This is a genomic window from Brenneria roseae subsp. roseae (assembly GCF_003115845.1).
Classification (GTDB): Bacteria; Pseudomonadota; Gammaproteobacteria; order Enterobacterales; family Enterobacteriaceae; genus Brenneria; species Brenneria roseae.
Genome location: NZ_KZ819042.1, coordinates 14,188 through 36,349 on the forward strand (window position 1 = coordinate 14,188; position 22,162 = coordinate 36,349).

20 protein-coding genes and 1 tRNA gene are annotated in these 22,162 nt (G+C 51.6%); 5 read left to right on the forward strand and 16 right to left on the reverse strand.

Annotation, left to right across the window (positions count from 1 at the left end; translation table 11 throughout):
* Nucleotides 1–34: 34 nt before the first annotated feature.
* The gene (locus DDT52_RS19970; RefSeq protein ID WP_136157900.1) at nucleotides 35–1,957 is read left to right on the forward strand and encodes a BglG family transcription antiterminator; all 1,923 of its coding nucleotides are present in this window, start codon (nucleotides 35–37) and stop codon (nucleotides 1,955–1,957) included.
* A 22-nt stretch (nucleotides 1,958–1,979) separates the two neighbouring features.
* Here DDT52_RS19970 and DDT52_RS19975 read toward each other — a convergent pair whose 3' ends face one another.
* From DDT52_RS19975 to ilvC, 3 genes are all read right to left on the reverse strand, one after another.
* A complete protein-coding gene (locus tag DDT52_RS19975; RefSeq protein ID WP_247595601.1) occupies nucleotides 1,980–2,378 on the reverse strand; it encodes a hypothetical protein in 399 nt (132 codons plus the stop codon).
* A complete protein-coding gene (locus tag DDT52_RS19980; protein ID WP_168709812.1) occupies nucleotides 2,356–2,733 on the reverse strand; it encodes a polymorphic toxin type 44 domain-containing protein in 378 nt (125 codons plus the stop codon). Before DDT52_RS19980 ends, DDT52_RS19975 begins: the two co-directional genes overlap by 23 nt.
* 230 nt (nucleotides 2,734–2,963) lie before the next feature.
* Nucleotides 2,964–4,442 (reverse strand): ketol-acid reductoisomerase, encoded by a 1,479-nt coding sequence (ilvC, locus tag DDT52_RS19985; RefSeq protein ID WP_136157901.1) that lies wholly within the window; start codon nucleotides 4,440–4,442, stop codon nucleotides 2,964–2,966.
* Nucleotides 4,443–4,610: 168 nt separating this feature from the next.
* On the opposite strand from ilvC, the gene ilvY reads away from it, so the two are divergent.
* The gene (gene ilvY / locus DDT52_RS19990) at nucleotides 4,611–5,501 is read left to right on the forward strand and encodes an HTH-type transcriptional activator IlvY (protein ID WP_136157902.1); all 891 of its coding nucleotides are present in this window, start codon (nucleotides 4,611–4,613) and stop codon (nucleotides 5,499–5,501) included.
* Nucleotides 5,498–6,265, forward strand: a complete 768-nt coding sequence (locus DDT52_RS19995) for a lysozyme inhibitor LprI family protein (RefSeq protein ID WP_136157903.1) — start codon at nucleotides 5,498–5,500, stop codon at nucleotides 6,263–6,265. The genes ilvY and DDT52_RS19995 overlap by 4 nt, the downstream gene beginning before the upstream one ends.
* Before the next feature lie 17 nt (nucleotides 6,266–6,282).
* Here the strand turns inward: DDT52_RS19995 and DDT52_RS20000 are convergent, their stop codons facing one another.
* The 7 genes from DDT52_RS20000 to ilvL form a co-directional block, all read right to left on the reverse strand.
* The gene (locus tag DDT52_RS20000; RefSeq protein WP_136157918.1) at nucleotides 6,283–7,029 is read right to left on the reverse strand and encodes a DUF2461 domain-containing protein; all 747 of its coding nucleotides are present in this window, start codon (nucleotides 7,027–7,029) and stop codon (nucleotides 6,283–6,285) included.
* 96 nt (nucleotides 7,030–7,125) lie between these two features.
* Nucleotides 7,126–8,670, reverse strand: a complete 1,545-nt coding sequence (gene ilvA / locus DDT52_RS20005) for a threonine ammonia-lyase, biosynthetic (RefSeq protein ID WP_136157904.1) — start codon at nucleotides 8,668–8,670, stop codon at nucleotides 7,126–7,128.
* 5 nt (nucleotides 8,671–8,675) lie between these two features.
* Nucleotides 8,676–10,526: a dihydroxy-acid dehydratase gene (gene ilvD / locus DDT52_RS20010; protein WP_136157905.1), complete on the reverse strand. Its 1,851-nt coding sequence runs from the start codon at nucleotides 10,524–10,526 to the stop codon at nucleotides 8,676–8,678.
* A gap of 69 nt (nucleotides 10,527–10,595) precedes the next feature.
* The gene (gene ilvE / locus DDT52_RS20015) at nucleotides 10,596–11,522 is read right to left on the reverse strand and encodes a branched-chain-amino-acid transaminase (RefSeq protein WP_136157906.1); all 927 of its coding nucleotides are present in this window, start codon (nucleotides 11,520–11,522) and stop codon (nucleotides 10,596–10,598) included.
* Nucleotides 11,523–11,554: 32 nt separating this feature from the next.
* Nucleotides 11,555–11,815, reverse strand: coding sequence for an acetolactate synthase 2 small subunit (gene ilvM / locus DDT52_RS20020; protein WP_136157907.1), 261 nt, complete (start codon nucleotides 11,813–11,815; stop codon nucleotides 11,555–11,557).
* Nucleotides 11,816–11,857: 42 nt separating this feature from the next.
* Nucleotides 11,858–13,504 (reverse strand): acetolactate synthase 2 catalytic subunit, encoded by a 1,647-nt coding sequence (ilvG, locus tag DDT52_RS20025; RefSeq protein ID WP_136157908.1) that lies wholly within the window; start codon nucleotides 13,502–13,504, stop codon nucleotides 11,858–11,860.
* Between the two features lie 141 nt (nucleotides 13,505–13,645).
* Complete coding sequence (gene ilvL / locus DDT52_RS20030; RefSeq protein ID WP_072062072.1) at nucleotides 13,646–13,744, reverse strand: ilv operon leader peptide; 99 nt, start codon at nucleotides 13,742–13,744, stop codon at nucleotides 13,646–13,648.
* A gap of 353 nt (nucleotides 13,745–14,097) precedes the next feature.
* Here ilvL and DDT52_RS20035 point away from each other — a divergent pair, with 353 nt between their 5' ends.
* Nucleotides 14,098–15,624: a YifB family Mg chelatase-like AAA ATPase gene (locus tag DDT52_RS20035; protein WP_136157909.1), complete on the forward strand. Its 1,527-nt coding sequence runs from the start codon at nucleotides 14,098–14,100 to the stop codon at nucleotides 15,622–15,624.
* A gap of 144 nt (nucleotides 15,625–15,768) precedes the next feature.
* Here the strand turns inward: DDT52_RS20035 and DDT52_RS20040 are convergent, their stop codons facing one another.
* Entirely contained in the window at nucleotides 15,769–16,107 is a 339-nt protein-coding gene (locus DDT52_RS20040; RefSeq protein WP_136157910.1) for a MaoP family protein, read from the reverse strand.
* A gap of 119 nt (nucleotides 16,108–16,226) precedes the next feature.
* Between DDT52_RS20040 and hdfR the strand changes: the two genes are divergently transcribed.
* The gene (gene hdfR, locus DDT52_RS20045) at nucleotides 16,227–17,054 is read left to right on the forward strand and encodes an HTH-type transcriptional regulator HdfR (protein ID WP_136157911.1); all 828 of its coding nucleotides are present in this window, start codon (nucleotides 16,227–16,229) and stop codon (nucleotides 17,052–17,054) included.
* 12 nt (nucleotides 17,055–17,066) lie between these two features.
* On the opposite strand, the gene yjfF is transcribed toward hdfR, so the two are convergent.
* From yjfF to DDT52_RS20070, 5 genes are all read right to left on the reverse strand, one after another.
* Complete coding sequence (gene yjfF, locus DDT52_RS20050) at nucleotides 17,067–18,029, reverse strand: galactofuranose ABC transporter, permease protein YjfF (protein ID WP_136157912.1); 963 nt, start codon at nucleotides 18,027–18,029, stop codon at nucleotides 17,067–17,069.
* On the reverse strand, nucleotides 18,029–19,039 hold the full coding sequence (gene ytfT / locus DDT52_RS20055) for a galactofuranose ABC transporter, ATP-binding protein YtfT (protein ID WP_136157913.1): 1,011 nt from the start codon (nucleotides 19,037–19,039) through the stop codon (nucleotides 18,029–18,031). The genes yjfF and ytfT overlap by 1 nt, the downstream gene beginning before the upstream one ends.
* A 10-nt stretch (nucleotides 19,040–19,049) precedes the next feature.
* Nucleotides 19,050–20,546: a galactofuranose ABC transporter, ATP-binding protein YtfR gene (ytfR, locus tag DDT52_RS20060; protein ID WP_136157914.1), complete on the reverse strand. Its 1,497-nt coding sequence runs from the start codon at nucleotides 20,544–20,546 to the stop codon at nucleotides 19,050–19,052.
* Nucleotides 20,547–20,633: 87 nt separating this feature from the next.
* Nucleotides 20,634–21,590 carry a galactofuranose ABC transporter, galactofuranose-binding protein YtfQ gene (gene ytfQ / locus DDT52_RS20065; RefSeq protein ID WP_109491378.1) on the reverse strand — a complete coding sequence of 319 codons (957 nt, stop codon included), beginning with the start codon at nucleotides 21,588–21,590 and terminating at the stop codon, nucleotides 20,634–20,636.
* A 446-nt stretch (nucleotides 21,591–22,036) separates the two neighbouring features.
* Nucleotides 22,037–22,112, reverse strand: a tRNA-Trp gene (locus tag DDT52_RS20070).
* Nucleotides 22,113–22,162 lie beyond the last annotated feature (50 nt).

The following is a 22,162-nucleotide window of genomic DNA, read 5'->3' on the forward strand; positions in this document are numbered from 1 at the left end:
TCTGCGGGCCGCCCGTATACGAGAGGAAACCCGAGTGCAATTCTCCAATCAACGTTTAGCCCAGTTGTTTGATATGTTGCAAAATGAGACGCTGCCACAGGATGAACTGGCGCAGCGCTTGTCGGTTTCCACACGTACCGTCCGCGCCGATATTACCGCGCTCAATGCGCTGCTGGCGCGCCACGGCGCGCAGTTCGTACTCAGCCGGGGCAACGGCTACCGGCTGAGAATTGACGATCCGGCCCGCTATCAGGCGTTGCAGGAAACGCGTCCGCGACCACGGCGCATTCCGCGCACATCTCAGGAACGCATTCACGCGCTGGTGGTGCGCTTCCTGACCTCGGCGTTTTCCCTGAAGCTGGAAGATCTGGCCGACGCCTGGTTTATCAGCCGCGCCACGTTACAAAGCGACATGGCGGACGTGCGCGAATGGCTCGGCCGCTATGACCTGATCCTTGAAACCCGCCCGCGTCACGGTATGAAGCTGTTTGGCGACGAAATGGCGATCCGCGCCTGTCTGACCGATCTCCTGTGGGGACTGGCCCAGCAGGACAACGATAATCCGTTGATCACCGAAGAGGCGCTTACGCCCGGCATGCTCGCGCACCTGACGGATATCCTCCATGATTGCTTCAGCCAATGCCATATTCGCCTGACCGATGAAGGTGAACGGTTCCTGCGGCTGTATTGCGCCGTTGCTTTACGGCGTATCAGCGAAGGTTACCCTTTACCCGAGTTTGTCGCCGACAATGTAGATGACGATGTGGATGATAATGTGCAGGAGGCAGCGCACCGCATTGCAGACATCCTGCAACAACTGACGGGTAAGCCCCTCTCAGCTGCGGAAGAAAACTGGCTGAAAGTACACATCGCCGCCCGCCAGATTCAGGACATTGCCCCCAGCACCATCAGCGCCGATGACGATGAGGCGCTGGTAAATTACATCCTGCGCTATATCAACACGCAATATAATTACAATCTGCTTGGCGATGAGCAGCTGCACGCCGACCTGCTGACGCACATCAAAACCATGATCACCCGTGTTCGCTATCAGATTAATATCCCCAATCCGCTGCTGGACAACATTAAACAGCACTATCCGATGGCGTGGGACATGACGCTGGCGGCCGTATCGAGTTGGGGAAAATATTCGCCTTATGTGATCAGTGAAAACGAAATTGGTTTTCTGGTACTGCATATCGGCGTGGGACTGGAACGCCACTACGACATCGGTTATCAGCGTCAGCCCCGCGTGCTGCTGGTGTGCGATACCGGCAACTCCACGATACGGATGATCGAGGCGCTACTGCTGCGCAAATACCCGCAGATTGAGGTCACCCGGACGATGACGCTGCGGGACTATGAGCAGCGCGCCGCCATTGATGAGGATTTCGTCATCGCCACCGCCCGCGTGATGGAAAAAGATAAACCGGTGGTGATCATGACGCCGTTCCCAACCGACTATCAGCTGGAACAGATCGGCAAACTGGTCCTGGTGGACAGAACGCGGCCGTGGATTCTGGAAAAATATTTTGATGCCAACCACTTTCGCATTATTCGCCAGCCCATGGGCCAGCAGACGCTTTTCGAACAACTGTGCCGTCAGTTGGAAAAAGAGGGTTATGTCGATGCCGACTTCTTTCCCTCGGTGGTCGAACGTGAATCCATCGTCAGCACCATGCTCGGTGAAGGTATTGCGCTACCCCACTCGCTGGGGCTGCTGGCACGTAAAACGGTGGTGTATACCGTACTGGCCCCGCAAGGGATTCAATGGGGCGATGAGACGGCGTATGTTATTTTTCTGCTCGCCATCAGCAAGAACGAATATGAGGAAGCGATGGCGATTTACGATCTCTTCGTCACGTTTCTGCGCGAACGAGCCATGACCCAGCTACGCGACAGCCGGGATTTCGCGGATTTCAAGACCGTGGCGATACGCTGCGTCAGCCGGTTTTAGCGGAGCATGCACTGTCCCTTTATCAATTCTGAATGATAATTTCTGTCGGTAGCGTTTCCTGCGTGTTATTAAATCGAATTCGGTTATCCAGTTTATAGACCTCACCAACCACTTTAATGACCAACACACCATCCTGCATCGAAATTTCCGCATCGCGTGTGTTCGTTTTCAAAATTTCCTGTGGTTCTTGATTGTCTTTACGAACGCGATAAGAATAAACGAAACCAACCGTCGCGCCGCCATTCTCCAACTGTAAAACATTTATAGAAATATTATTATCAAGCTTATATTCACTAACTTTGGTATAATTATCCTTTGCGCCAAATAAATAATAGGCTATTCCTGAGATTGAAAGAAACAGCAGGGCGATGGCTAGCGTAAAAGATAAGAATAATAATTTAATAACCTTTGCTTTTCGCATAATCGATCCCTAATTTAATATAGATCTGATCGCTTGGATCATCGCCATAAGGTTCACTACCCCAACATACGCCATCATCTGGACGATGAGTTCCCGCCCTCATTTGGGCACAGCCCGCCGCCCGCAGTAAAACGGTTTCAGGGATCCCCCCAGCGTAACCGACTGCACCATAATGGAAATTCCCAAAACTCTCAAATTTAGAACTTTGTTGTTTAAAATCCCAGGGACCTTTATTCCTGACAAGCTTATAAAAATCATAATAATCTAAAGGCCCTACTATCCTTCCGTACTTATTCTTGAGATAAGCCATATTAGCATCAACAGATACACCTTCAGGCGCAGTAGGATAGAACATATCCCAACCACCTTATTGAGACGATAAACGCGATATTCCATTAATAGAGTCGATATTATAATAATCGTTATCTTCTACACAAATAGGCAGAAACCCCATTAATTAACGTCGTTATTTTCGCGATACGCAAAAAGGCATCAGGGGAGAGGGAGTGCTTTTACAGTGTGTGTTAAACAAAAATTAAAGGCACAGCGTGATGCCGTGCCTTGTGTTAGCGTTGCTGAATAGAGTTAACCCGCGACAGCGATACGTTTCATATCCGTCATATAGCCACGCAGTTTACGACCAACCGCTTCAATCGGGTGGTTGCGGATCGCTTCGTTAACGTCACGCAGTTGCGCGTTATCTACCTCGGTCGCGGCAACGGCTTTGCCCAGATCGCCCGGTTGCAGTGAAGCCATGAACTTCTCTTTCAGCAACGGAACGGCGGCGTTCGCGAACAGGTAGTTACCGTACTCCGCGGTATCAGAGATAACCACGTTCATTTCATACAGGCGCTTACGAGCGATGGTATTGGCAATCAGCGGCAGTTCGTGCAGTGATTCGTAGTAGGCGGATTCTTCAATGATGCCCGCGCTGACCATGGTTTCAAATGCCAGCTCAACGCCGGCTTTCACCATGGCGATCATCAGCACGCCATTATCAAAATATTCCTGCTCGGAGATTTTACCGTCAAACTGCGGCGCGTTTTCAAACGCTGTTTTGCCGGTTTCTTCACGCCAGGTCAGCAGCTTAACGTCGTCGTTCGCCCAGTCAGCCATCATGCCGCTGGAAAATTCACCGGAAATGATGTCATCCATGTGTTTCTGGAACAGCGGCGCCATAATCTCTTTCAGCTGTTCAGACAACGCGTAGGCACGCAGTTTCGCCGGGTTGGACAGCCGGTCCATCATCAGCGTGATACCGCCTTGTTTCAGCGCTTCAGTAATGGTTTCCCAACCGAACTGAATCAGTTTTTCCGCATAGGCAGCGTCAACGCCATCGGCAACCAGTTTGTCGAAGCTCAGCAGAGAACCCGCCTGCAACATACCGCACAGGATAGTCTGTTCGCCCATCAGGTCGGATTTTACTTCGGCAACGAAAGAAGATTGCAGCACACCGGCACGGTGGCCACCGGTTGCCGCCGCCCAGGCTTTGGCAATCGCCATGCCTTCGCCTTTCGGATCGTTTTCCGGGTGAACCGCGATCAGCGTCGGCACACCAAAACCACGCTTGTATTCTTCACGCACTTCGGTACCCGGACACTTCGGCGCCACCATCACTACCGTGATGTCTTTACGAATCTGCTCGCCAACTTCAACAATGTTGAAACCATGGGAGTAACCCAGCGCCGCCCCTTGCTTCATCAGTGGCTGAACAGCCTGAACCACGGCGGAGTGCTGTTTGTCTGGCGTCAGGTTAACCACCAGATCGGCTTGAGGAATCAGTTCTTCGTAGGTACCAACGGTAAAACCGTTTTCAGTGGCTTTACGCCATGAAGCACGTTTCTCGGCAATGGCTTCCTGACGCAGCGCATAAGCGATATCCAGACCGGAGTCACGCATGTTCAGGCCCTGGTTCAGGCCCTGAGCGCCACAGCCGACAATCACCACTTTTTTACCTTTCAGGTAGCTCGCTTCATCGGCGAATTCATCACGTCCCATAAAACGACACTTGCCTAATTGCGCCAACTGCTGACGCAGGTTCAATGTGTTGAAATAGTTAGCCATGTCATGCTCCGTATTCTGTTTTGTTTGTCTGTTATTCGAAGAAAGGTTTCCCGCCAGATGGGAAACAATTATAGCGTCCATCATATGACAGGAAATGCGTTGCTTAAATTGATATATTAACAACATCATATTGCAAGATCTGCAAGGTAAAAACGAGGCTCGCATCGCATGGATTTACGTGATCTCAAATTATTTCTGCATTTGGCGGAAAGTCGGCACTTTGGCCGTACCGCCAAGGCGATGCACATCAGCCCTTCTACGCTGTCGCGGCAAATTCAGCGGCTGGAAGAAGACCTGGGCCAAACGTTGTTTCAGCGCGATAACCGCACCGTGCAGCTTACCGATGCCGGGGAACATCTGAAACTGTTCGCGCAGCAAACGCTGTTGCAATACCAGCAGCTTCGACACGCCATCGGTCAACGCGGTCCATCACTTAGCGGCGAACTGCGAATTTTCTGTTCCGTCACCGCCGCTTATAGCCATTTACCCCCGATTCTCGATCGCTTCCGCGCCGAGCATCCGCTGGTGGAGATCAAACTGACCACCGGCGATGCCGCCGATGCCGTTGAGAAAGTCCAGTCAAACGATGCCGATCTTGGCATCGCCGGACACCCGGAAACCTTGCCCGCCAGCGTGGATTTTACGCCTATCGGTAAAATTCCGCTGGTGCTGATTATCCCCGCGCTGCCATGTCCGGTTCAGACACAGGTTAAAGTCCCCAATCCGGACTGGGCGCAAATTCCGTTTATTTTGCCGGAGCACGGCCCGGTGCGTAAGCGTATTGACGCGTGGTTCCGCCGCCGCCACATCTCTAATCCACAAATTTATGCCACCGTATCCGGTCATGAGGCGATGGTGTCGATGGTCGCGCTGGGCTGCGGTATTGCGCTCATTCCGGATGTGGTGTTGGAAAATAGTCCCGAACCGGTGCGCAATCGCGTTTCCGTTTTTGCCGAACAGGCAATGGAACCCTTTGAACTGGGCGTTTGCGTACAGAAAAAGCGGCTCAGCGAACCGTTAATCGCCGCCTTTTGGGAAACACTACAGGATAAACCATGAAATTACTGTATATCATCGCCGTTGCCAGCCTGATGCTGACATCGCCTGGCAATGGACAAGCGGCCAGCTTTTCCTGCGAGAAGGCGACTACTCAGCAAGAGAAATTAATCTGCCAAAGCCCGCTGCTCGGCCAGTTGGATAAAGAATTATCGCAGGAGTGGAAGACGTCCCGCGCATTTTTAACCAACTATGACAACAGTGCGCCACAGGAAAAAGCGCTCAATCAGTTTCAACGCAGCTGGCTCGGTTCGCGCGATCTTTGCAAGGATGAAGACTGCCTGCGTCAGCGCTACCAGCAACAGCTCAACCGATTACGTTACCTCAATCAAATTGCTCAGCATGCGCTTCCGGCGCCGATAACCCCGGTAAAAACCGCGGCCTGTTTTCACGGTAGCTTCAGTTACGTTTACACCATGCAAAAATTATCCGATGAGGAATACCGCAATCTGGGTGAATATTTTAGAGAGATGTATGACCAGAAAGCGCCGTATCACGCCGTCAGTCTGGAAATGACCAATCAACGCGGCAAAATTGAAGGCGGTGGCGCCATTGCTTTCCGATACGGCAATAAGCTGGATGACGTGGCGTTCAGCGCTCGTCAGATGAACGAGACACAGGCAATCGGTAAAAGTGAAGGCAGTTTTGAAGGACAGGTCAAGATCTTGCTCACCTGCCTGGATGACGATCATATGCAGATCGCCACCTTCGATAGCGCCGGTGAAACCTATCTGTTCAACTACCTGATGGTTCGAGAGAAAACATAATCAACTCACGTTATTTTCTAGCGTTCAAACCATTTGTCCGCAGAGAATGCATGCGATCCTGACGCCTCCGTTTCCTGAGCGGCTTTTTTCATGGTCTCGATATTCATCAGGTAGTGATAAAGCGGCTCAAGTTGGGTAAATCCCTGCGCCAGCGTCGTGACCAAATCAGCGGAGAAAAGCGGCTCCATATCCTGGCTGGTGTGAATAGCGGCGAAAGATTTACGGTTATACCAGTTGGCCAACGCTGGCGACAGGTCTTTAATCAGCGGGCGTTTATAACTTTCCCCTTCCAGTACGAACCTATCCTGTAAGCATTTGGCGACTTCAAGGAATTGCTGCGGGTTACCACGCACCGTTTGGCGGAACAATTCCATCGTGTTACGCGTTGCGCTGTAATAACCCAAACCATAACGCCAAAAGTCCGGGGCAATCTCAAAAAAATAGACCGGCGCATCCGTCCAGTCTTTACGGGTACGCTTGAACGTCAGCCACATCTGGCTGCGGTAGCGTGATTTATCGTGGGAGAATCGCGTGTCACGATGAATGCGGGACAGTGTTTTACCGATCGCCGGGCGAGTTTCAAAATGATCGTCAATCTGCAACATGGTCAGACTAAGTTCATCAACCAACGCCCGAAAAGGGGCAACGAGTTGCTCATCGTAAATGCCACGATGTTCATCAAACCAGTCTTTATCATTGTGCTGACGGACCTGCTGCAAAAATGTCAGCCCTTGCTGAGAAAACCCATTGAAGTGTGACGCCATCATTATTTGCCATCCGTGTTTCCTGCCTGATGGCATAAAGATAACGCGCCCGACAGTGAAACACCACCGGGTGCGTTATTGGAACACATTCAATTCCTAGCCCGCCAGAAAGAAACGAAAGGCCGGGTTATTGGTTTCATCATGGCACTCATAGCCCAGCGCGTGCAGATGTTGCTCAAACTCCGGATCGCGCTCGTCCAGTTCAAACGCCGCCAATACGCGGCCAAAATCCGTACCGTGGCTACGATAATGGAAAAGCGAGATATTCCAGTGCGTACCCAGCGTATGCAGAAATTTCAGCAAAGCGCCCGGCGACTCAGGGAATTCAAAGCTATAGAGCCGCTCCTGCAACGGTTTCGAAGGACGTCCGCCAACCATATAACGCACGTGCAGCTTCGCCATTTCATCATCAGACAGATCCACGACTTCATAACCGCCCGCAGACAGCTCGGCAATGATTTCCTCACGTTCGGCATAGCCACGCGTCAGGCGCACACCGACAAAAATGCAGGCATCGTTGGCATTGGCATAGCGGTAGTTGAACTCGGTGACTGAACGGCCGCCCAGCAATTGGCAGAACTTCAGAAAACTGCCTTTTTTCTCCGGAATGGTGACCGCCAGTAAGGCTTCACGCTGTTCCCCCAGTTCACAACGTTCGGAAACGTAACGCAGACCGTGGAAATTAACATTGGCGCCGGACAAGATATGCGCCAGACGTTCCCCCTGGATCCGGTGCTGCTGAATGTATTTCTTCATCCCCGCCAGCGCCAGCGCCCCGGACGGTTCCGCAATCGCACGCACATCTTCAAACAGATCTTTAACCGCCGCGCAAATAGCATCGCTATCAACCGTGATCACATCGTCCAGATATTCCTGGCATAAGCGGAAGGTTTCATCACCGATGCGCTTCACGGCAACGCCTTCAGCAAACAGACCCACGCGTGGCAGGTCAACAGGGTGTCCGGCGTCCAGAGCCGCCCGCAGACAGGCGGAATCTTCTGCTTCCACGCCGATAACCTGAATCTGCGGCATCAGCTGCTTGATCAGCACCGCCACGCCCGCCGCCAGACCGCCGCCGCCGACCGGCACAAAGACCCGATCCAGATGCGCATCCTGCTGCAATAACTCCATCGCCAGGGTGCCCTGCCCGGCAATCACCGCCGGATGGTCGAATGGCGGCAGGAAAGTCATATGCTGTTGCTGTGACAACTCAATCGCTTTGGCTTTCGCTTCATCGAAGTTGGCCCCGTGCAGCAACACTTCGCCGCCGAAGCCGCGCACGGCGTCAACCTTGATATCGGCGGTCGCCACTGGCATCACGATCAACGATTTGATGCCCAGCTTGCTGGAGGACAGGGCTACACCCTGCGCATGGTTACCCGCCGACGCCGTCACCACACCGTGCGACCGCTGCTCATCGCTTAGCCCGGCCATCATGGCGTAAGCGCCACGCAGCTTGAAGCTGTGCACCGCATGCCGGTCTTCACGTTTGACCAGAATGATGTTATTCAGCCGTGAAGAAAGTTTATCCATTTTCTCCAGCGGTGTGACCTGTGTGACCTCATAGACCGGCGAACGCAGGATCGCCCGCAGGTACTCCGCGCCCCCCGGCGCGGAAGGAAGTGGTTGTGACACTGCCATTAGAATCAGCCTCCCAGCTTACTCTTATCACGTACGGCGCCTTTATCGGCGCTGGTCGCCAGACTGGCGTAAGCGCGTAGCGCAAAAGAAACCTGACGGTCACGATTGTGCGGCGTCCAGGCCTGTTCGCCCCTTGCCTCTTCCGCTTCGCGGCGGCTGGTCAGCTCACTGTCGGCCACATCCAGCACAATGCTGCGATTCGGAATATCGATGGCGATCATGTCACCGTTCTGAACCAGACCAATGGTGCCGCCGCTTGCCGCTTCCGGTGAGGCGTGGCCGATGGACAAACCGGAGGTCCCGCCGGAAAAACGACCATCCGTAATCAGCGCACAGCTCTTACCTAATCCCATCGACTTCAGGAAGCTGGTCGGATACAACATCTCCTGCATGCCCGGACCGCCTTTCGGCCCTTCGTAGCGGATCACCACGACATCACCGGCGACGACCTTGCCACCCAGAATCGCTTCAACCGCATCGTCCTGACTTTCATAGACTTTGGCCGGGCCGCGGAACACCAGGCTACCTTTATCGACGCCTGCCGTTTTCACGATACAGCCGTTTTCCGCCAGATTACCGTACAGCACGGCCAGACCGCCGTCCTGACTGTAGGCAAACTCGCGGGAGCGAATACAGCCTTCCTGACGATCGGTATCCAACGAATCCCAACGACAGCTTTGCGAGAACGCCTTGGTGGTACGGATGCCCGCCGGACCAGCGGCATACATACTTTTCACGCTGTCGTCCTGCGTCAACATGACGTCATAGGCTTCCAGCGTTTGCGACAGGGTTTTACCCAGCACGTTATTCACGTCCCGGTTCAGCAAACCCGCTCTGTCCAGTTCGCCCAGAATACCGATTACCCCACCAGCGCGGTGAACATCTTCCATATGATATTTCTGGGTGCTCGGCGCGACTTTACACAGATGCGGCACCTGACGAGACAGACGATCGATATCGGTCATGGTGAAATCGACATCCCCCTCCTGCGCCGAGGCCAGCAGGTGCAATACCGTATTGGTGGATCCGCCCATGGCGATATCCAACGTCATGGCATTTTCAAACGCGGCTTTATTGGCGATGTTGCGCGGCAACACGCTCTCATCATCCTGCTCGTAATAGCGTTTCGCCAGATTGACAATGCGTTTACCCGCATTCAGGAACAGTTCCTTACGATCGGTATGCGTCGCCAGCAGTGACCCGTTGCCCGGCTGAGACAGCCCCAGCGCTTCGGTCAGGCAGTTCATGGAATTCGCGGTAAACATCCCGGAACAGGAACCGCAGGTCGGACAGGCGGAACGTTCAATCTGATCGCTGTCGGCGTCGCTGACATTCGGATTAGCGCCCTGGATCATGGCATCAACCAGATCCAGCTTGATGATCTGATCGGACAGTTTGGTTTTCCCTGCTTCCATCGGTCCGCCGGAGACAAAAATAACCGGAATGTTCAGGCGTAACGACGCCATCAGCATTCCCGGGGTAATTTTGTCGCAGTTGGAAATACACACCATCGCATCGGCGCAGTGCGCATTCACCATGTATTCCACCGAGTCGGCGATCAATTCACGGGAAGGCAGGGAATAGAGCATGCCGCCATGCCCCATGGCAATACCATCATCAACCGCTATCGTATTGAATTCTTTCGCTACACCACCGGATGCCTCAATCTGCTCGGCAACCAGTTTTCCCAAATCGCGTAAATGCACATGGCCGGGAACAAACTGGGTGAATGAATTAACCACCGCGATAATGGGCTTACCAAAATCGTCGTCGGTCATCCCGGTGGCTCGCCACAAGGCTCGGGCACCCGCCATATTACGGCCGTGGGTGGTTGTGGCTGAACGGTACTTAGGCATGCTCTTATTACTCCAATAATAACTTAATGGGCGATGGCGGAACGAACCACCGCCTGATTCTATCTATAATTAGGGGTTGACCGGATCCAACCAGCCCCATTTATCTTCTGTCTCACCGGTAAACAGGCCAAAGAACGCCTGCTGCAATTTTTTCGTGACCGGGCCACATTTACCGATGCCCACCTGAATACCATCGACGCTGCGGACCGGCGTGATTTCTGCGGCGGTACCGGACATAAACACTTCATCGGCCAGATAAAGCGATTCGCGCGACAGCACTTGTTCACGGATTTCAAAGCCCAGATCTTTTGCCAGTTTAATGATGGCGTCACGCGTAATACCTGGCAGAGCGGAAGAGGTAAACGGCGGCGTAAAAAGAATGCCGTCTTTGACTTCAAACAGGTTTTCACCCGCGCCTTCAGACACATAGCCATGCACATCCAGCGCAATCCCTTCCTGGTAGCCATGGCGGCGCGCTTCACTCCCCACCAGCAGCGAAGAAAGGTAATTGCCGCCCGCTTTCGCTGCGGTCGGGATCGTGTTTGCAGCGACGCGATGCCAGGATGACACCATGGCATCAATCCCCTGTTCCAGCGCTTCCTCGCCCAGATAAGCGCCCCACGGGAAAGCAGCGATGATCACATCCGTTTTATAACCATCAGGCGGGTTCACCCCCATGCCCACATCACCGACGAAAACCAGCGGACGAATATACGCACTGGTCAGATTATTCTTGCGTAGCGTTTCACGGCACGCTTCCATCAGTTCTTCAATGCTTTGCTGCATCGGCATGCGATAGATTTTTGCCGAATCATGCAAACGCTGCATATGCTCGCGGTGGCGGAACACCACCGGGCCTGTGTGCGAGTCATAACAACGAACGCCTTCAAACACGGAGGTGCCATAATGCAGCGCGTGCGACATCACGTGTACCTTCGCCTCTGCCCACGGAACCATCTCACCGTTGAACCAAATGTAGTCAGCTTTCTTGGTCATTCTTTATTTTCCTTACTTTGTAACTTTGTACGTTAAGCACTGATCTGTTGTGTCGCTGTCATTGGTTGAATATCGACATAGGAAATATCGAGTAATTTACTCAATTGTGCCGACAATAAATCTACCGGACGGTGGCTGGCAACGGTCAGTTCGATATTAATTTGTTCGTCATTCGTCGTGTGTACCATGTTCATGGCGCAGACTTTAAAACCGCGGTGGCGGGTAACGCGTAATACACGCTCCAGGACTTCGGGACGAAAGCGCGCCTGAATAGAAAGTTGATGATGTATCATTCTGTTTTTTTCTCCAGCATTTATTCTGTTTTTAGCCAGCCATTACTCGGTTTTATCCAACATCGTTTCATTACCGGCACCGGGCGGAACGAGAGGCCAGACATTTTCGTATTCATCAATGGAGACATGCAGCAAGTATGGCCCTTCGCTGTTGAACAGGGCATCCAATGCAACATCAATCTGGTCTTTACGGGTGATACGTTGGCCGGGGATATCAAAAGCGCTTGCCAACGTCAGGAAATCAGGATTATCGGAGAGGTCGGTTTCACTATAGCGTTCATCAAAAAATAACTGCTGCCACTGTCTCACCATGCCTAATCGTTGGTTGTCCAGCAAGACGATTTTCAGCGGCAGGCGTTTTCGCTTGATGGTGCCCAGCTCCTGAACATTCATCATAAAAGAGCCGTCGCCCGAGATACAGATTACCGTATCCTCCGGGCGGGCAACCTGCGCGCCAACGGCGGCAGGCACGCCAAATCCCATGGTGCCCAGCCCGCTGGAGGTGATGAAGTTTTCTGGCCGGCTGAATGTCATATGCTGAGCCGCCCACATCTGATGCTGGCCCACATCCGTCGTCACCACGGTTTCCGCGTCCATACGATCGGAGATTGCCTTCAGCAAGGCCGGCGCATAAATGGCCTGACCCGGATGATCATAGCGCCATGGATATTCCGCCTTCATCATCGAAGCTTGCTGTTGCCATTCGGCGATGTTCAGCGATTGTTGCAGCGCGGGCAACAGCACTTTCAGGTCACCCTGCAACGCCACATTAGCCTGGCGCAACTTACTCAGCTCAGCCGGATCGATATCCAGATGAATCACCCTGGCATGAGGCGCAAAGGCGCTCAGTTTGCCAGTAACGCGATCGTCAAAACGAGCCCCGACGGCAATCAGCAGGTCACACTGCTGCACCATCAGGTTAGCGGCTTTCGTACCATGCATGCCAATCATGCCCAGGTAGCAGGGATGCCCGGCGTCAACACTCCCCAGCCCTTTCAGCGTGACGACCGAAGGCATATTGGTGATGGCCAGAAACTCACGCAGGGCGGGAACCGCCTGCGCCATACCGACGCCGCCGCCGGCGTACAGCATCGGTTTTTTCGCCTGCGACAGCATGTCACGCGCCAGCTCAATATCCTGAGCCGGGAAATCAAAATCGTTGTCGACAGGGGCAAAATGCGGAGTGAAATCCCCGACGGCCAGCTGAATATCTTTAGGAATATCCACCAGCACCGGGCCGGGACGGCCGCTACAGGCAATCGCAAACGCTTCGGCCATCACCTCAGGCAACGACTCCAGCGACTCAACCAGGAAACTGTGTTTGGTACAGGCCAGAGACAGCCCTAAAACGTCGATCTCCTGAAAGGCATCCGTACCGATCAGCGCCGAACCGACCTGACCCGTGATAGCGACAACGGGAACAGAATCCAGCAAAGCATCGGCCAGACCGGTGATCAAATTGGTTGCGCCAGGACCTGATGTGGCAATACAAACGCCAACTTTCCCTGTTGCTCGGGCATAACCAATTGCCGCCATTGCTGCGCCTTGTTCATGACGGCACAGGAGATGTTTTACGCCGCCGTCATAAAGTGCATCATAGACGGGCATTATTGCGCCCCCCGGATAACCGAAGACAGTTTCCACTCCCTGCGTTCGCAACGCTTGTACCACCCACTGAGCCCCATTCATAGTTATTTCCCCGACATCTTGTGGGAATAACAGAATTTTATGCTACTGTTCATGTTCTGTTCCTTTACGTTAACTATTGCGCCCAACAAAAAACCCCCGACCTTACGGTGCGGGGGTTTTTCTTGAATTCGGGCTTGATTTTTAAGCCATTCTTCGTCCAAGTGCTGCCCCGCACGGTGGGATAATAATCACCACCACGCTAATCACGACTAGGCTAATCACTAGGAATAGGGCTTTCATAAATAGGTTGTTCAATAATCTGCTGTCGAACGAATGCCTACAGAGTTATCACAGTCAGACATATGATGACAACAATTTTTTGCATTATTAATTTTAAACGGCGGCGATAGAACATTAAAAAACACAGTCGAATCATAGCGTAGAGTGATATTCGTTTATTTTCACCCCACCGCGGGAAATTTGCGGGTAGCCGCTAACTCATCATTGAAAATTGCGATCCGCCTCGAACAAATACAGCAAACTCATAAGAGAAAAAATTCTTCCCCGCTGCAACTTCGCAAACTCATCACGGCGCACTCCCTGCTGGAATGGTAATAACGCATGATGCCACCCATGCACAAGGAGGAAAGCACATGTCACTGGCGGTTACCTATACACGGGCGATGATAGGCGTACAGGCCCCAGGTGTGTACATCGAGGTACACATCAGCAACGGACTACCAGCATTAACCCTGGTTGGCTTGCCAGAAACCACCGTCAAAGAGGCCCGCGATCGCGTACGCAGCGCGCTGATTAATTGCGGATTTACGTTTCCCGCCAAGCGGATAACGGTAAATCTCGCGCCCGCCGATCTGCCAAAGGAAGGAGGACGTTACGATCTCCCTATTGCTCTGGCCATTCTGGCGGCCTCAGAACAAATTGATGGGGCAAAACTCAGCCAGTATGAGTTTCTTGGCGAGCTGGGTCTCTCAGGTACCTTACGTGGCGTAAACGGCGCTATTCCGGCAGCGTTGGAAGCGATAAAATCCGGGCGCCAATTGATTTTGCCTGAAGACAATAAACAGGAAATGGCGCTGATCCCCCAGGGAGAAGCGCTGATGGCCGAACACCTGTTACAGGTTTGCGCTTTCTTTCAGGGCGACGGGGTCCTACTCCGCAGCCGTGATATTCCGCTGGAGATGGCAGCCGATGACGACATGCCGGATCTAAAAGATATTATTGGTCAGGAACAGGCAAAACGGGCGTTGGAAATCACTGCCGCTGGCGGCCACAATCTGCTGCTGCTCGGCCCTCCCGGCACAGGAAAAACCATGCTTGCCAGCCGGCTTGGCAACCTGATGCCGCCCCTGAGCGATGAAGAGGCACTGGAAAGCGCGGCGATAAACAGTTTGATCAATATTGATGCGACCATGAAACATTGGCGCTCCCGGCCATTCAGGGCCCCGCATCACAGCGCCTCCATGACGGCCCTCGTCGGTGGCGGCTCGCTACCCAAGCCGGGAGAGATTTCTCTCGCCCATAATGGCGTTTTATTTCTGGATGAACTGCCTGAATTCGAGAGACGGGTTTTAGACTCGCTACGAGAACCGCTGGAATCGGGCGAGATCACTATTTCCCGTACCCGCGCCAAAGTTTGCTATCCCGCCCGGGTTCAGCTGGTTGCCGCGATGAATCCAAGCCCTTCGGGTCACTATCAGGGGATACATAACCGTCTGCCGGCACAGCAAATCTTGCGTTATCTCAGCAAGCTGTCCGGCCCGTTTCTGGATCGCTTCGATATCTCCATTGAAGTGCCATTACTGCCTCCCGGCCTCTTACGCCGGCAAAGCGCTCAGGGAGAAAGCAGCGCCACCGTCAGGGAACGCGTACTGGCCGCAAGACAAAGACAGATCCAGCGTGCAAATAAAATCAATGCGCGACTAAAACCGAATGAGATCGAGAAATACTGCCGATTGAAAGCGGAAGATGCCGCTTATCTGGAAGAAGTCATGAGCAGGCTGGGGTTATCAGTACGCGCCTGGCACAGGATATTAAAAGTCGCTCGTACCATTGCCGATCTCGCCAACCAAGCCGAAATTCAGAAAAAACACCTTGCTGAAGCGCTCAGCTATCGATGTATGGATCGCCTGCTAATACAACTACACAAGAATCTTGGATGAACGTTGCCGCACCGTTCAGGATACGTACAGATAAAACGGCTGACGTTTAAAGGCCAGAAATAAAAAATTTCCGGGAGAGTCCGAAGAGTGATGGGCAAAATGCCCATCGTAAAAAATGGGGCTATCGATCGCCCCACTTTCTTACTAATCGTCACTTTCGGTGTATTCTTCAACTGCGTCCATTTGCGGTTTACCGCCGGACAGCGTGTGGAAGCGCTTAGGACGACGGATACGATCCAGATATTTGGACCATATTTTCTCCATGTCCGTCTCAGCCTTACGTTCGCCACGGCACATCGCAACAAACTGTGCCTCCTCCTCGGTAACGGGCTCACGTTTACCCAGATCAAGTTCGTTAAAGGCATAACCATGGCGTTCCAACAGTTGTGCTTCTTTAATAGTAAAGTCGCCGTGCCGGGAAAAACCACGTGGATAAAACTTGTTATCAAAAAAACGATTATTGGTAGAGAAGCTTTCCGCCATCTTACACGCTCCTGATTCTTCTATGGTCGTGTTGTTTATGGCGCGGAGTATTAGATAGGCTTGACATTGTGTAAAACAAAACATTTAAATCATTACGACAAAATTTTTTGGAGATGGGCGTGGATACCGAATTACTAAAAACCTTTCTGGAAGTCAGCAGGACAAGACACTTTGGTCGCGCCGCAGAATCGCTTTACCTGACACAGTCAGCGGTGAGTTTCCGTATTCGTCAGTTAGAGACCCAGCTTGGTGCAAATTTATTTACCCGCCACCGTAACAATATCCGCTTAACTCCGGCGGGAGAGCGGCTTTTACCCTATGCGGAAAGCCTGATCGGCACCTGGCAGATTGCCAAAAAAGAGGTCGCGCGTTCGCAACAGCACAGCCTGCTCTCGGTCGGCGCCACCGCTTCGCTGTGGGAGGCGTATCTCACGCCGTGGTTGCAGTTACTCTATCAGCAACGGCCTTTACTACAGCTGGAAGCTCGTATCGCACTGCGTCACTCATTGGTAAAACAACTTCATGAACGTCAGTTGGATCTTTTAATCACGACGGAACAGCCCAAAATGGAAGAGTTGGCGAGCCAACTGTTGGGAAATTTTTCACTCTCGCTCTTCACGTCCGCGGAAAACGAGAGCAATCAGGAGTTGCCTTACATCAAGCTGGAATGGGGCGCCGATTTTCATCAGCAGGAAAGTCGGCTGTTGCCTAGCGATCAGCTTCCTGTGCTTACCACCACGTCCGCGCATCTTACCCGCCAGTTGCTGGCGACCACGGGTGGCTGCGCCTTCCTGCCCAGCCACTGGCTACAAATTTATCCCCATTTAAAAACAATAAACGACACGCCGCCCGTAGTACGGCCGTTTTATGCCGTCTGGCTACAAAACAGCGATCAGCATGCTCTAATCCGACAGTTACTTAAAACGCCGATTGTCATATCGGCATAGATAACATGCCACTTAGGCACGTCTGGCTAACCAGAACGTGCTTAATGCTTTTTGCAATCCGATGAAAGCGAGCAGTAGAAACCCGATAACGATTTTTGTCCACCATGAACTCAGCGTACCGTCAAACGTAATATAGGTTTGTATCAGTCCCTGAATCAGCACGCCAAATAAGGTCCCCAATACCGTACCAACTCCCCCGGTCAGCAAGGTGCCGCCGATAACCACCGCCGCAATCGCATCCAGCTCAACCCCACTGGCGGCCAGAGCATAACCCGCTGACGTATAAAGCGAAAAAACAATACCGGAGAGCACGGCAAGCGTACTGGACAACATGTAAATATAAATGGTTGTCCGTCTGACGGGCACCCCCATCAGTTCAGCAGAATAGCTACTGCCGCCGATAGCGTAGACTCGGTTGCCAAACCGGGTGCGATGCGCCAGCACGATTCCGGTCAATACCACCATCAGCATCACCAATGCCAGAAAGGTAAACCGGCCGCCACCAGGAATACGCCATGCCAGACTAGCCAGTCGGGCGTATATTGGGTGATCGATGGGTATCGATTCTTCCGATACAATAAAACTCATGCCGCGAATAAAGAACATGCCCGCAAGCGTGATGATAAAAGCCGGTAATTTCAGCGTATCAATAATCCATCCCATCAGAGCGCCAAACATCGCCCCCATCACCAGCGCGATAGCAAATGCAACAAATGGATCAATACCGTAGGTTCCTATCAACTTAGCCAACAATACACCGGTAAATGCGATCACGGAGCCCACAGACAGGTCTATCCCGCCCGACAGGATGACAAACGTCATCCCAACAGCCACGATGCCCAAAAACGCGTTATCGGTCAGCAAATCAAAGAAAACCCGCGTCGAGGCAAACCCTGGAAACTGACTGATACAGAACATATAGCCAACGATAAACACCACAATCGTCATCAGCAGGGGGAAATTTCGCTTCAGCATTATCCGAGCCTCCTGAAAATAGGGTGTAACGAGAAACGTGGTGATTGCATGATCAGAACGGCCAGCACGACCAACGCTTTCAACACCAGATTAAATTCAGGCTTGTATCCAGACAGCAAAATCCCCGTATTCATACTCTGAATAATGAGTGCGCCAACCACAGAAAGCAGTAAATTGAAGCGCCCCCCTAACAGAGAACCGCCACCAATCACCACGGCCAGAATGGCATCCAGCTCCAGCCAGAGACCTGCATTATTCGCATCAGCGCCCCGGATATCCGCCGTTACAATCACGCCGGCCACCGCAGCGCAAAGGCCACAGAGCACATAAACAGCAACCAAAACCAGCTTGGTACTGACGCCCGCGTTACGGGCAGAACGCAGATTAATACCAACTGATTCAATGAATAATCCCAGTGCACTTTTACGTGTCAGCAACCAAAGCAGCAGTAACATCATGCAAGCAATGATAACCGGCATCGGCATATAGAACAGCGCGCCACTGCCCAGCCTGGCCAGACCTGCGTTATCGAATGTAATAATTTGCCCTTCAGTAATCAGTTGGGCGATGCCGCGTCCCGCCACCATAAGCATGAGCGTCGCCACGATCGGCTGAATTTGCAAAATCGCAACCAGAAAGCCATTCCACAACCCACATAACGCTCCTGCGGCTAAAGCCGCGCCTAGCACAAAATAAAGTGGGTGCCCTGCGGCGGTGAGCGTAGCAGCTGTCGCACCCGCAATGGCCATGACCGCACCGACGGATAAATCAATCCCCCCCGTCGCAATAACCAACGTCATTCCCAACGCTAATAGCGCCACCGGAGCGCCTCGATTCAAAATATCAATTAAGCTACCGAACAGGCGTCCATCCTGTATGTGCAAAGAAAAGAAATTGGGCGCGACCAGACTGTCGATCAGTAGGATTGCTATCAAGGCAAAAAGCTGCGGCATCCCCTTGGAGAATGTCCAGCGAACTTGCCTGACAGGCTTGGCTTTACTGTCTGTCATTTACGACTCCTTATTGCACCGCTATCGCCTGCATAACTGCTGCCACGGAAATTTCGTGGTGATTAAGATGGGTCACATGTTGTCGGTCCCTTAAAACCACAATGCGATCGGCATAACCCGTCAGTTCCTCCAGCTCAGAAGAGATCACTAACAAGGCCATGCCTTGTTCACACAGTTTCTCTATCAGACGAATGATTTCGGCATGCGCGCCAACATCAATACCGCGAGTCGGTTCGTCCAGAATCAGAAAACGAGGCTCTGTCGCCAGCCAGCGTGATAACAAAACCTTTTGCTGATTGCCGCCAGATAAATATTGAATCTCCTGCTCGGGGCCAGGAGTACGGATACCAAGCAGTTGGATAAAATGCTCGGCTATACGGGTTTGTTCCCGCAGGGAAATAGGCTTCAGCCAACCTCGCTGTGCCTGAAGTGCCAGAATGATGTTCTCTCGCACCGTTGCCGCACCGACGATACCATCGGTTTTACGATCCTCAGGACAATAGCCAAACCCCAGCTTACTGGCTTTGCGCGGCGTACGTATATGAACGCGCTTACCATCAACCCAGGCTTCGCCACCATCAGATGTCTTGATGCCAAAAATAAGCTGTGCCGTTTCCGTCCGTCCCGAACCGAGCAACCCGGCCAAACCTACGATCTCTCCAGGATGAACGGCAAGCTCGAAGTCATTAATCAAACCACGTCGCCCATAATGTTTGAATTGCACAATAGGGTCACGAGTCACCCGGTTACGCTCACCACGCTTCAGTAAGTTCTCATCAAAACTGTGCCCCAACATCATCTGGACTAAATCAATACGCGGTAATTCACTGGTCGGCAAAGTACCGACCAGTTTTCCATTACGTAACACGGTAATTCGATCGCTAATGCGGTAAACCTGATCAAGAAAATGCGTGACAAATATCATGCCGATTCCCCGATCGCGTAATTGTCTTAATATATCCAACAGCATATCCACTTCTTTAGCGTCCAGGCTCGCCGTTGGTTCATCCAGAATAAGTACTTTTGCAGAAAGATCTATTGCTCTGGCGATGGCAACAATTTGCTGGATAGCAATAGAGTAATTTCCTAGTTGCTGACTGACATCAATATTCAGTCCATAGTTCACCAGTAGTTTTTCGGCCTGACTGATAATTCTTTTTTGATCGACAATACCAAACTGGGTTGGTTCTCGGCCGATAAATAAATTCGCGGCAACAGATAGATTAGGTAATAGATTAACCTCCTGATATACCGTACCAATACCCAATGACTGCGCATGTGCGGTATTGGTTGGATTAATATTAACCCCTTCAAGAATGATTTCTCCGGCAGAACGACGATAAACGCCGGTAAGCGCTTTTATCAGAGTGGATTTCCCTGCGCCGTTTTCTCCCAACAGTGCGACTATCTCGCCGCCATCAAGCGTGAAGTTGACCTCTTCCAGCGCCTTCACCCCCGGAAACTCAACACTCATTCCTCGAATATCTAATAACCGTGCAGTTTCCATCAATCTCACCTATCCAGAAACTTACTATGTCAGGATGATTATTTATATAAACGTTATGGCGAGCGAGGATGCCCGCCATAGAAAATATCAGTAACCAAGATCTTTTTTGGTCTCATATTCTTGTTTTGCTGTGTCAGGTAATAATAACCTTGATTCTGTTTGAATAAATTTCTCCGGTTGCTTCCCATCATTTTTCATTGCCAAGAATGCATCAAATGCAGGACCAGCCATATTTGGCGTTAATTCAACGGTAGCATTCGCTTCACCATCCATCATGGCTTTGAAAATATCAGGAACCCCATCAATAGAGACGACTTTTATTTGTGAACCCGGTTTTAATCCTGCTTCCTTGATCGCTTGAATTGCACCGATGGCCATATCATCGTTATGCGCATAGACCGCACATATATTTTTTCCGTTTTGCTCTGCCTTAATAAAGCTTTCCATGACCTCTTTACCCTTACTACGGGTAAAATCTCCTGACTGAGAACGAATAATCTTTATCTGAGGTGCCGAAGCGATACCGTCAGCAAAACCTTTCTTTCGATTTATCGCCACGCTTGCGCCGACCGTTCCCTGTAATTCGACAACATTACAAGGCTTGCCAGACATCTCTTTTACCAGCCATTCTCCCGCCACCTTGCCTTCATACACGCTGTCAGACGCTACTGCGGCGGTGTAGAGTGATGGGTCGTTCACATCAATCATTCTGTCGAGTAAAAAGACCGGGATCTCCGCTTCTTTTACTTCCTGCAAAACAGGGGCCCAACCAGTAGCCACTACGGGTGCAATAAAAATTGCATCAACACCCTGAGCAATAAACGATCTAACCGCTTTTATCTGATTTTCCTGCTTTTGCTGCGCATCAGCGATTTTTAACGTTATTCCACGTTTCTCCGCTTCCTGCTTTGACACTTTGGTCTCGGCAGAACGCCAGCCAGATTCAGAACCTATTTGAGAAAAGCCAATGGTAAATGGCTTTGCCTGTACGGCACTGCATAACACCGTACTGACGGCGATTGCTACCAGTAAACGCCTGTACATATTTAACTCCTTCTGTGTAGTCTTACAGCTACTTAGTCAGATTGCAGGTACAGCGTAGAACTATGCCTTATCGCGATAGTGCTACCGATGTGATATTGAGAGTTTCTGGATACAGAGCTATCAATCGTACATACGATAGAAAGCCTCTTTACATGTACGTCGACACTGATTAGTTTTAGTTCAATTGTCTGGGGGGATGAATGAGCAAGCTCACAACCTGGTATTACGGTTATTTTGTGCATATTTACAGCCAATTAACCCTGTAACACCCAGGGCAAAAAATCATAATTAACCATTCAAAAACATAAGGTTAGAAAAATATAGAAACTAATCAGAAAAATACTGTCTTTCGCTGCGAAGCAGGACTGCGAGGGTAAAAAGAGAAAATTGAAAGGGAAAACAGGGACGAAAAAAAACCCTTCACGATGAAGTGAAGGGTTTTTATCTGGCAGGGGCGGAGAGACTCGAACTCCCAACACCCGGTTTTGGAGACCGGTGCTCTACCAATTGAACTACGCCCCTAAATAGGGTGGCGGAACGGACGGGACTCGAACCCGCGACCCCCTGCGTGA

Coding starts and splice junctions, on each gene's coding strand:
- DDT52_RS19980 (WP_168709812.1), bottom strand. CDS start 2,733: ATGTTCTATCCTACTGCGCCTGAAGGTGTATCTGTTGATGCTAATATG.
- ytfQ (WP_109491378.1), bottom strand. CDS start 21,590: ATGTACAGGCGTTTACTGGTAGCAATCGCCGTCAGTACGGTGTTATGC.
- ilvG (WP_136157908.1), bottom strand. CDS start 13,504: ATGAATGGGGCTCAGTGGGTGGTACAAGCGTTGCGAACGCAGGGAGTG.
- ilvA (WP_136157904.1), bottom strand. CDS start 8,670: ATGGCAGTGTCACAACCACTTCCTTCCGCGCCGGGGGGCGCGGAGTAC.
- ilvE (WP_136157906.1), bottom strand. CDS start 11,522: ATGACCAAGAAAGCTGACTACATTTGGTTCAACGGTGAGATGGTTCCG.
- ytfT (WP_136157913.1), bottom strand. CDS start 19,039: ATGACAGACAGTAAAGCCAAGCCTGTCAGGCAAGTTCGCTGGACATTC.
- ilvD (WP_136157905.1), bottom strand. CDS start 10,526: ATGCCTAAGTACCGTTCAGCCACAACCACCCACGGCCGTAATATGGCG.
- ilvL (WP_072062072.1), bottom strand. CDS start 13,744: ATGAAAGCCCTATTCCTAGTGATTAGCCTAGTCGTGATTAGCGTGGTG.
- ytfR (WP_136157914.1), bottom strand. CDS start 20,546: ATGGAAACTGCACGGTTATTAGATATTCGAGGAATGAGTGTTGAGTTT.
- yjfF (WP_136157912.1), bottom strand. CDS start 18,029: ATGCTGAAGCGAAATTTCCCCCTGCTGATGACGATTGTGGTGTTTATC.
- DDT52_RS20040 (WP_136157910.1), bottom strand. CDS start 16,107: ATGGCGGAAAGCTTCTCTACCAATAATCGTTTTTTTGATAACAAGTTT.
- DDT52_RS20035 (WP_136157909.1), top strand. CDS start 14,098: ATGTCACTGGCGGTTACCTATACACGGGCGATGATAGGCGTACAGGCC.
- ilvC (WP_136157901.1), bottom strand. CDS start 4,442: ATGGCTAACTATTTCAACACATTGAACCTGCGTCAGCAGTTGGCGCAA.
- DDT52_RS19995 (WP_136157903.1), top strand. CDS start 5,498: ATGAAATTACTGTATATCATCGCCGTTGCCAGCCTGATGCTGACATCG.
- DDT52_RS20000 (WP_136157918.1), bottom strand. CDS start 7,029: ATGGCGTCACACTTCAATGGGTTTTCTCAGCAAGGGCTGACATTTTTG.
- ilvM (WP_136157907.1), bottom strand. CDS start 11,815: ATGATACATCATCAACTTTCTATTCAGGCGCGCTTTCGTCCCGAAGTC.
- DDT52_RS19975 (WP_247595601.1), bottom strand. CDS start 2,378: ATGCGAAAAGCAAAGGTTATTAAATTATTATTCTTATCTTTTACGCTA.
- ilvY (WP_136157902.1), top strand. CDS start 4,611: ATGGATTTACGTGATCTCAAATTATTTCTGCATTTGGCGGAAAGTCGG.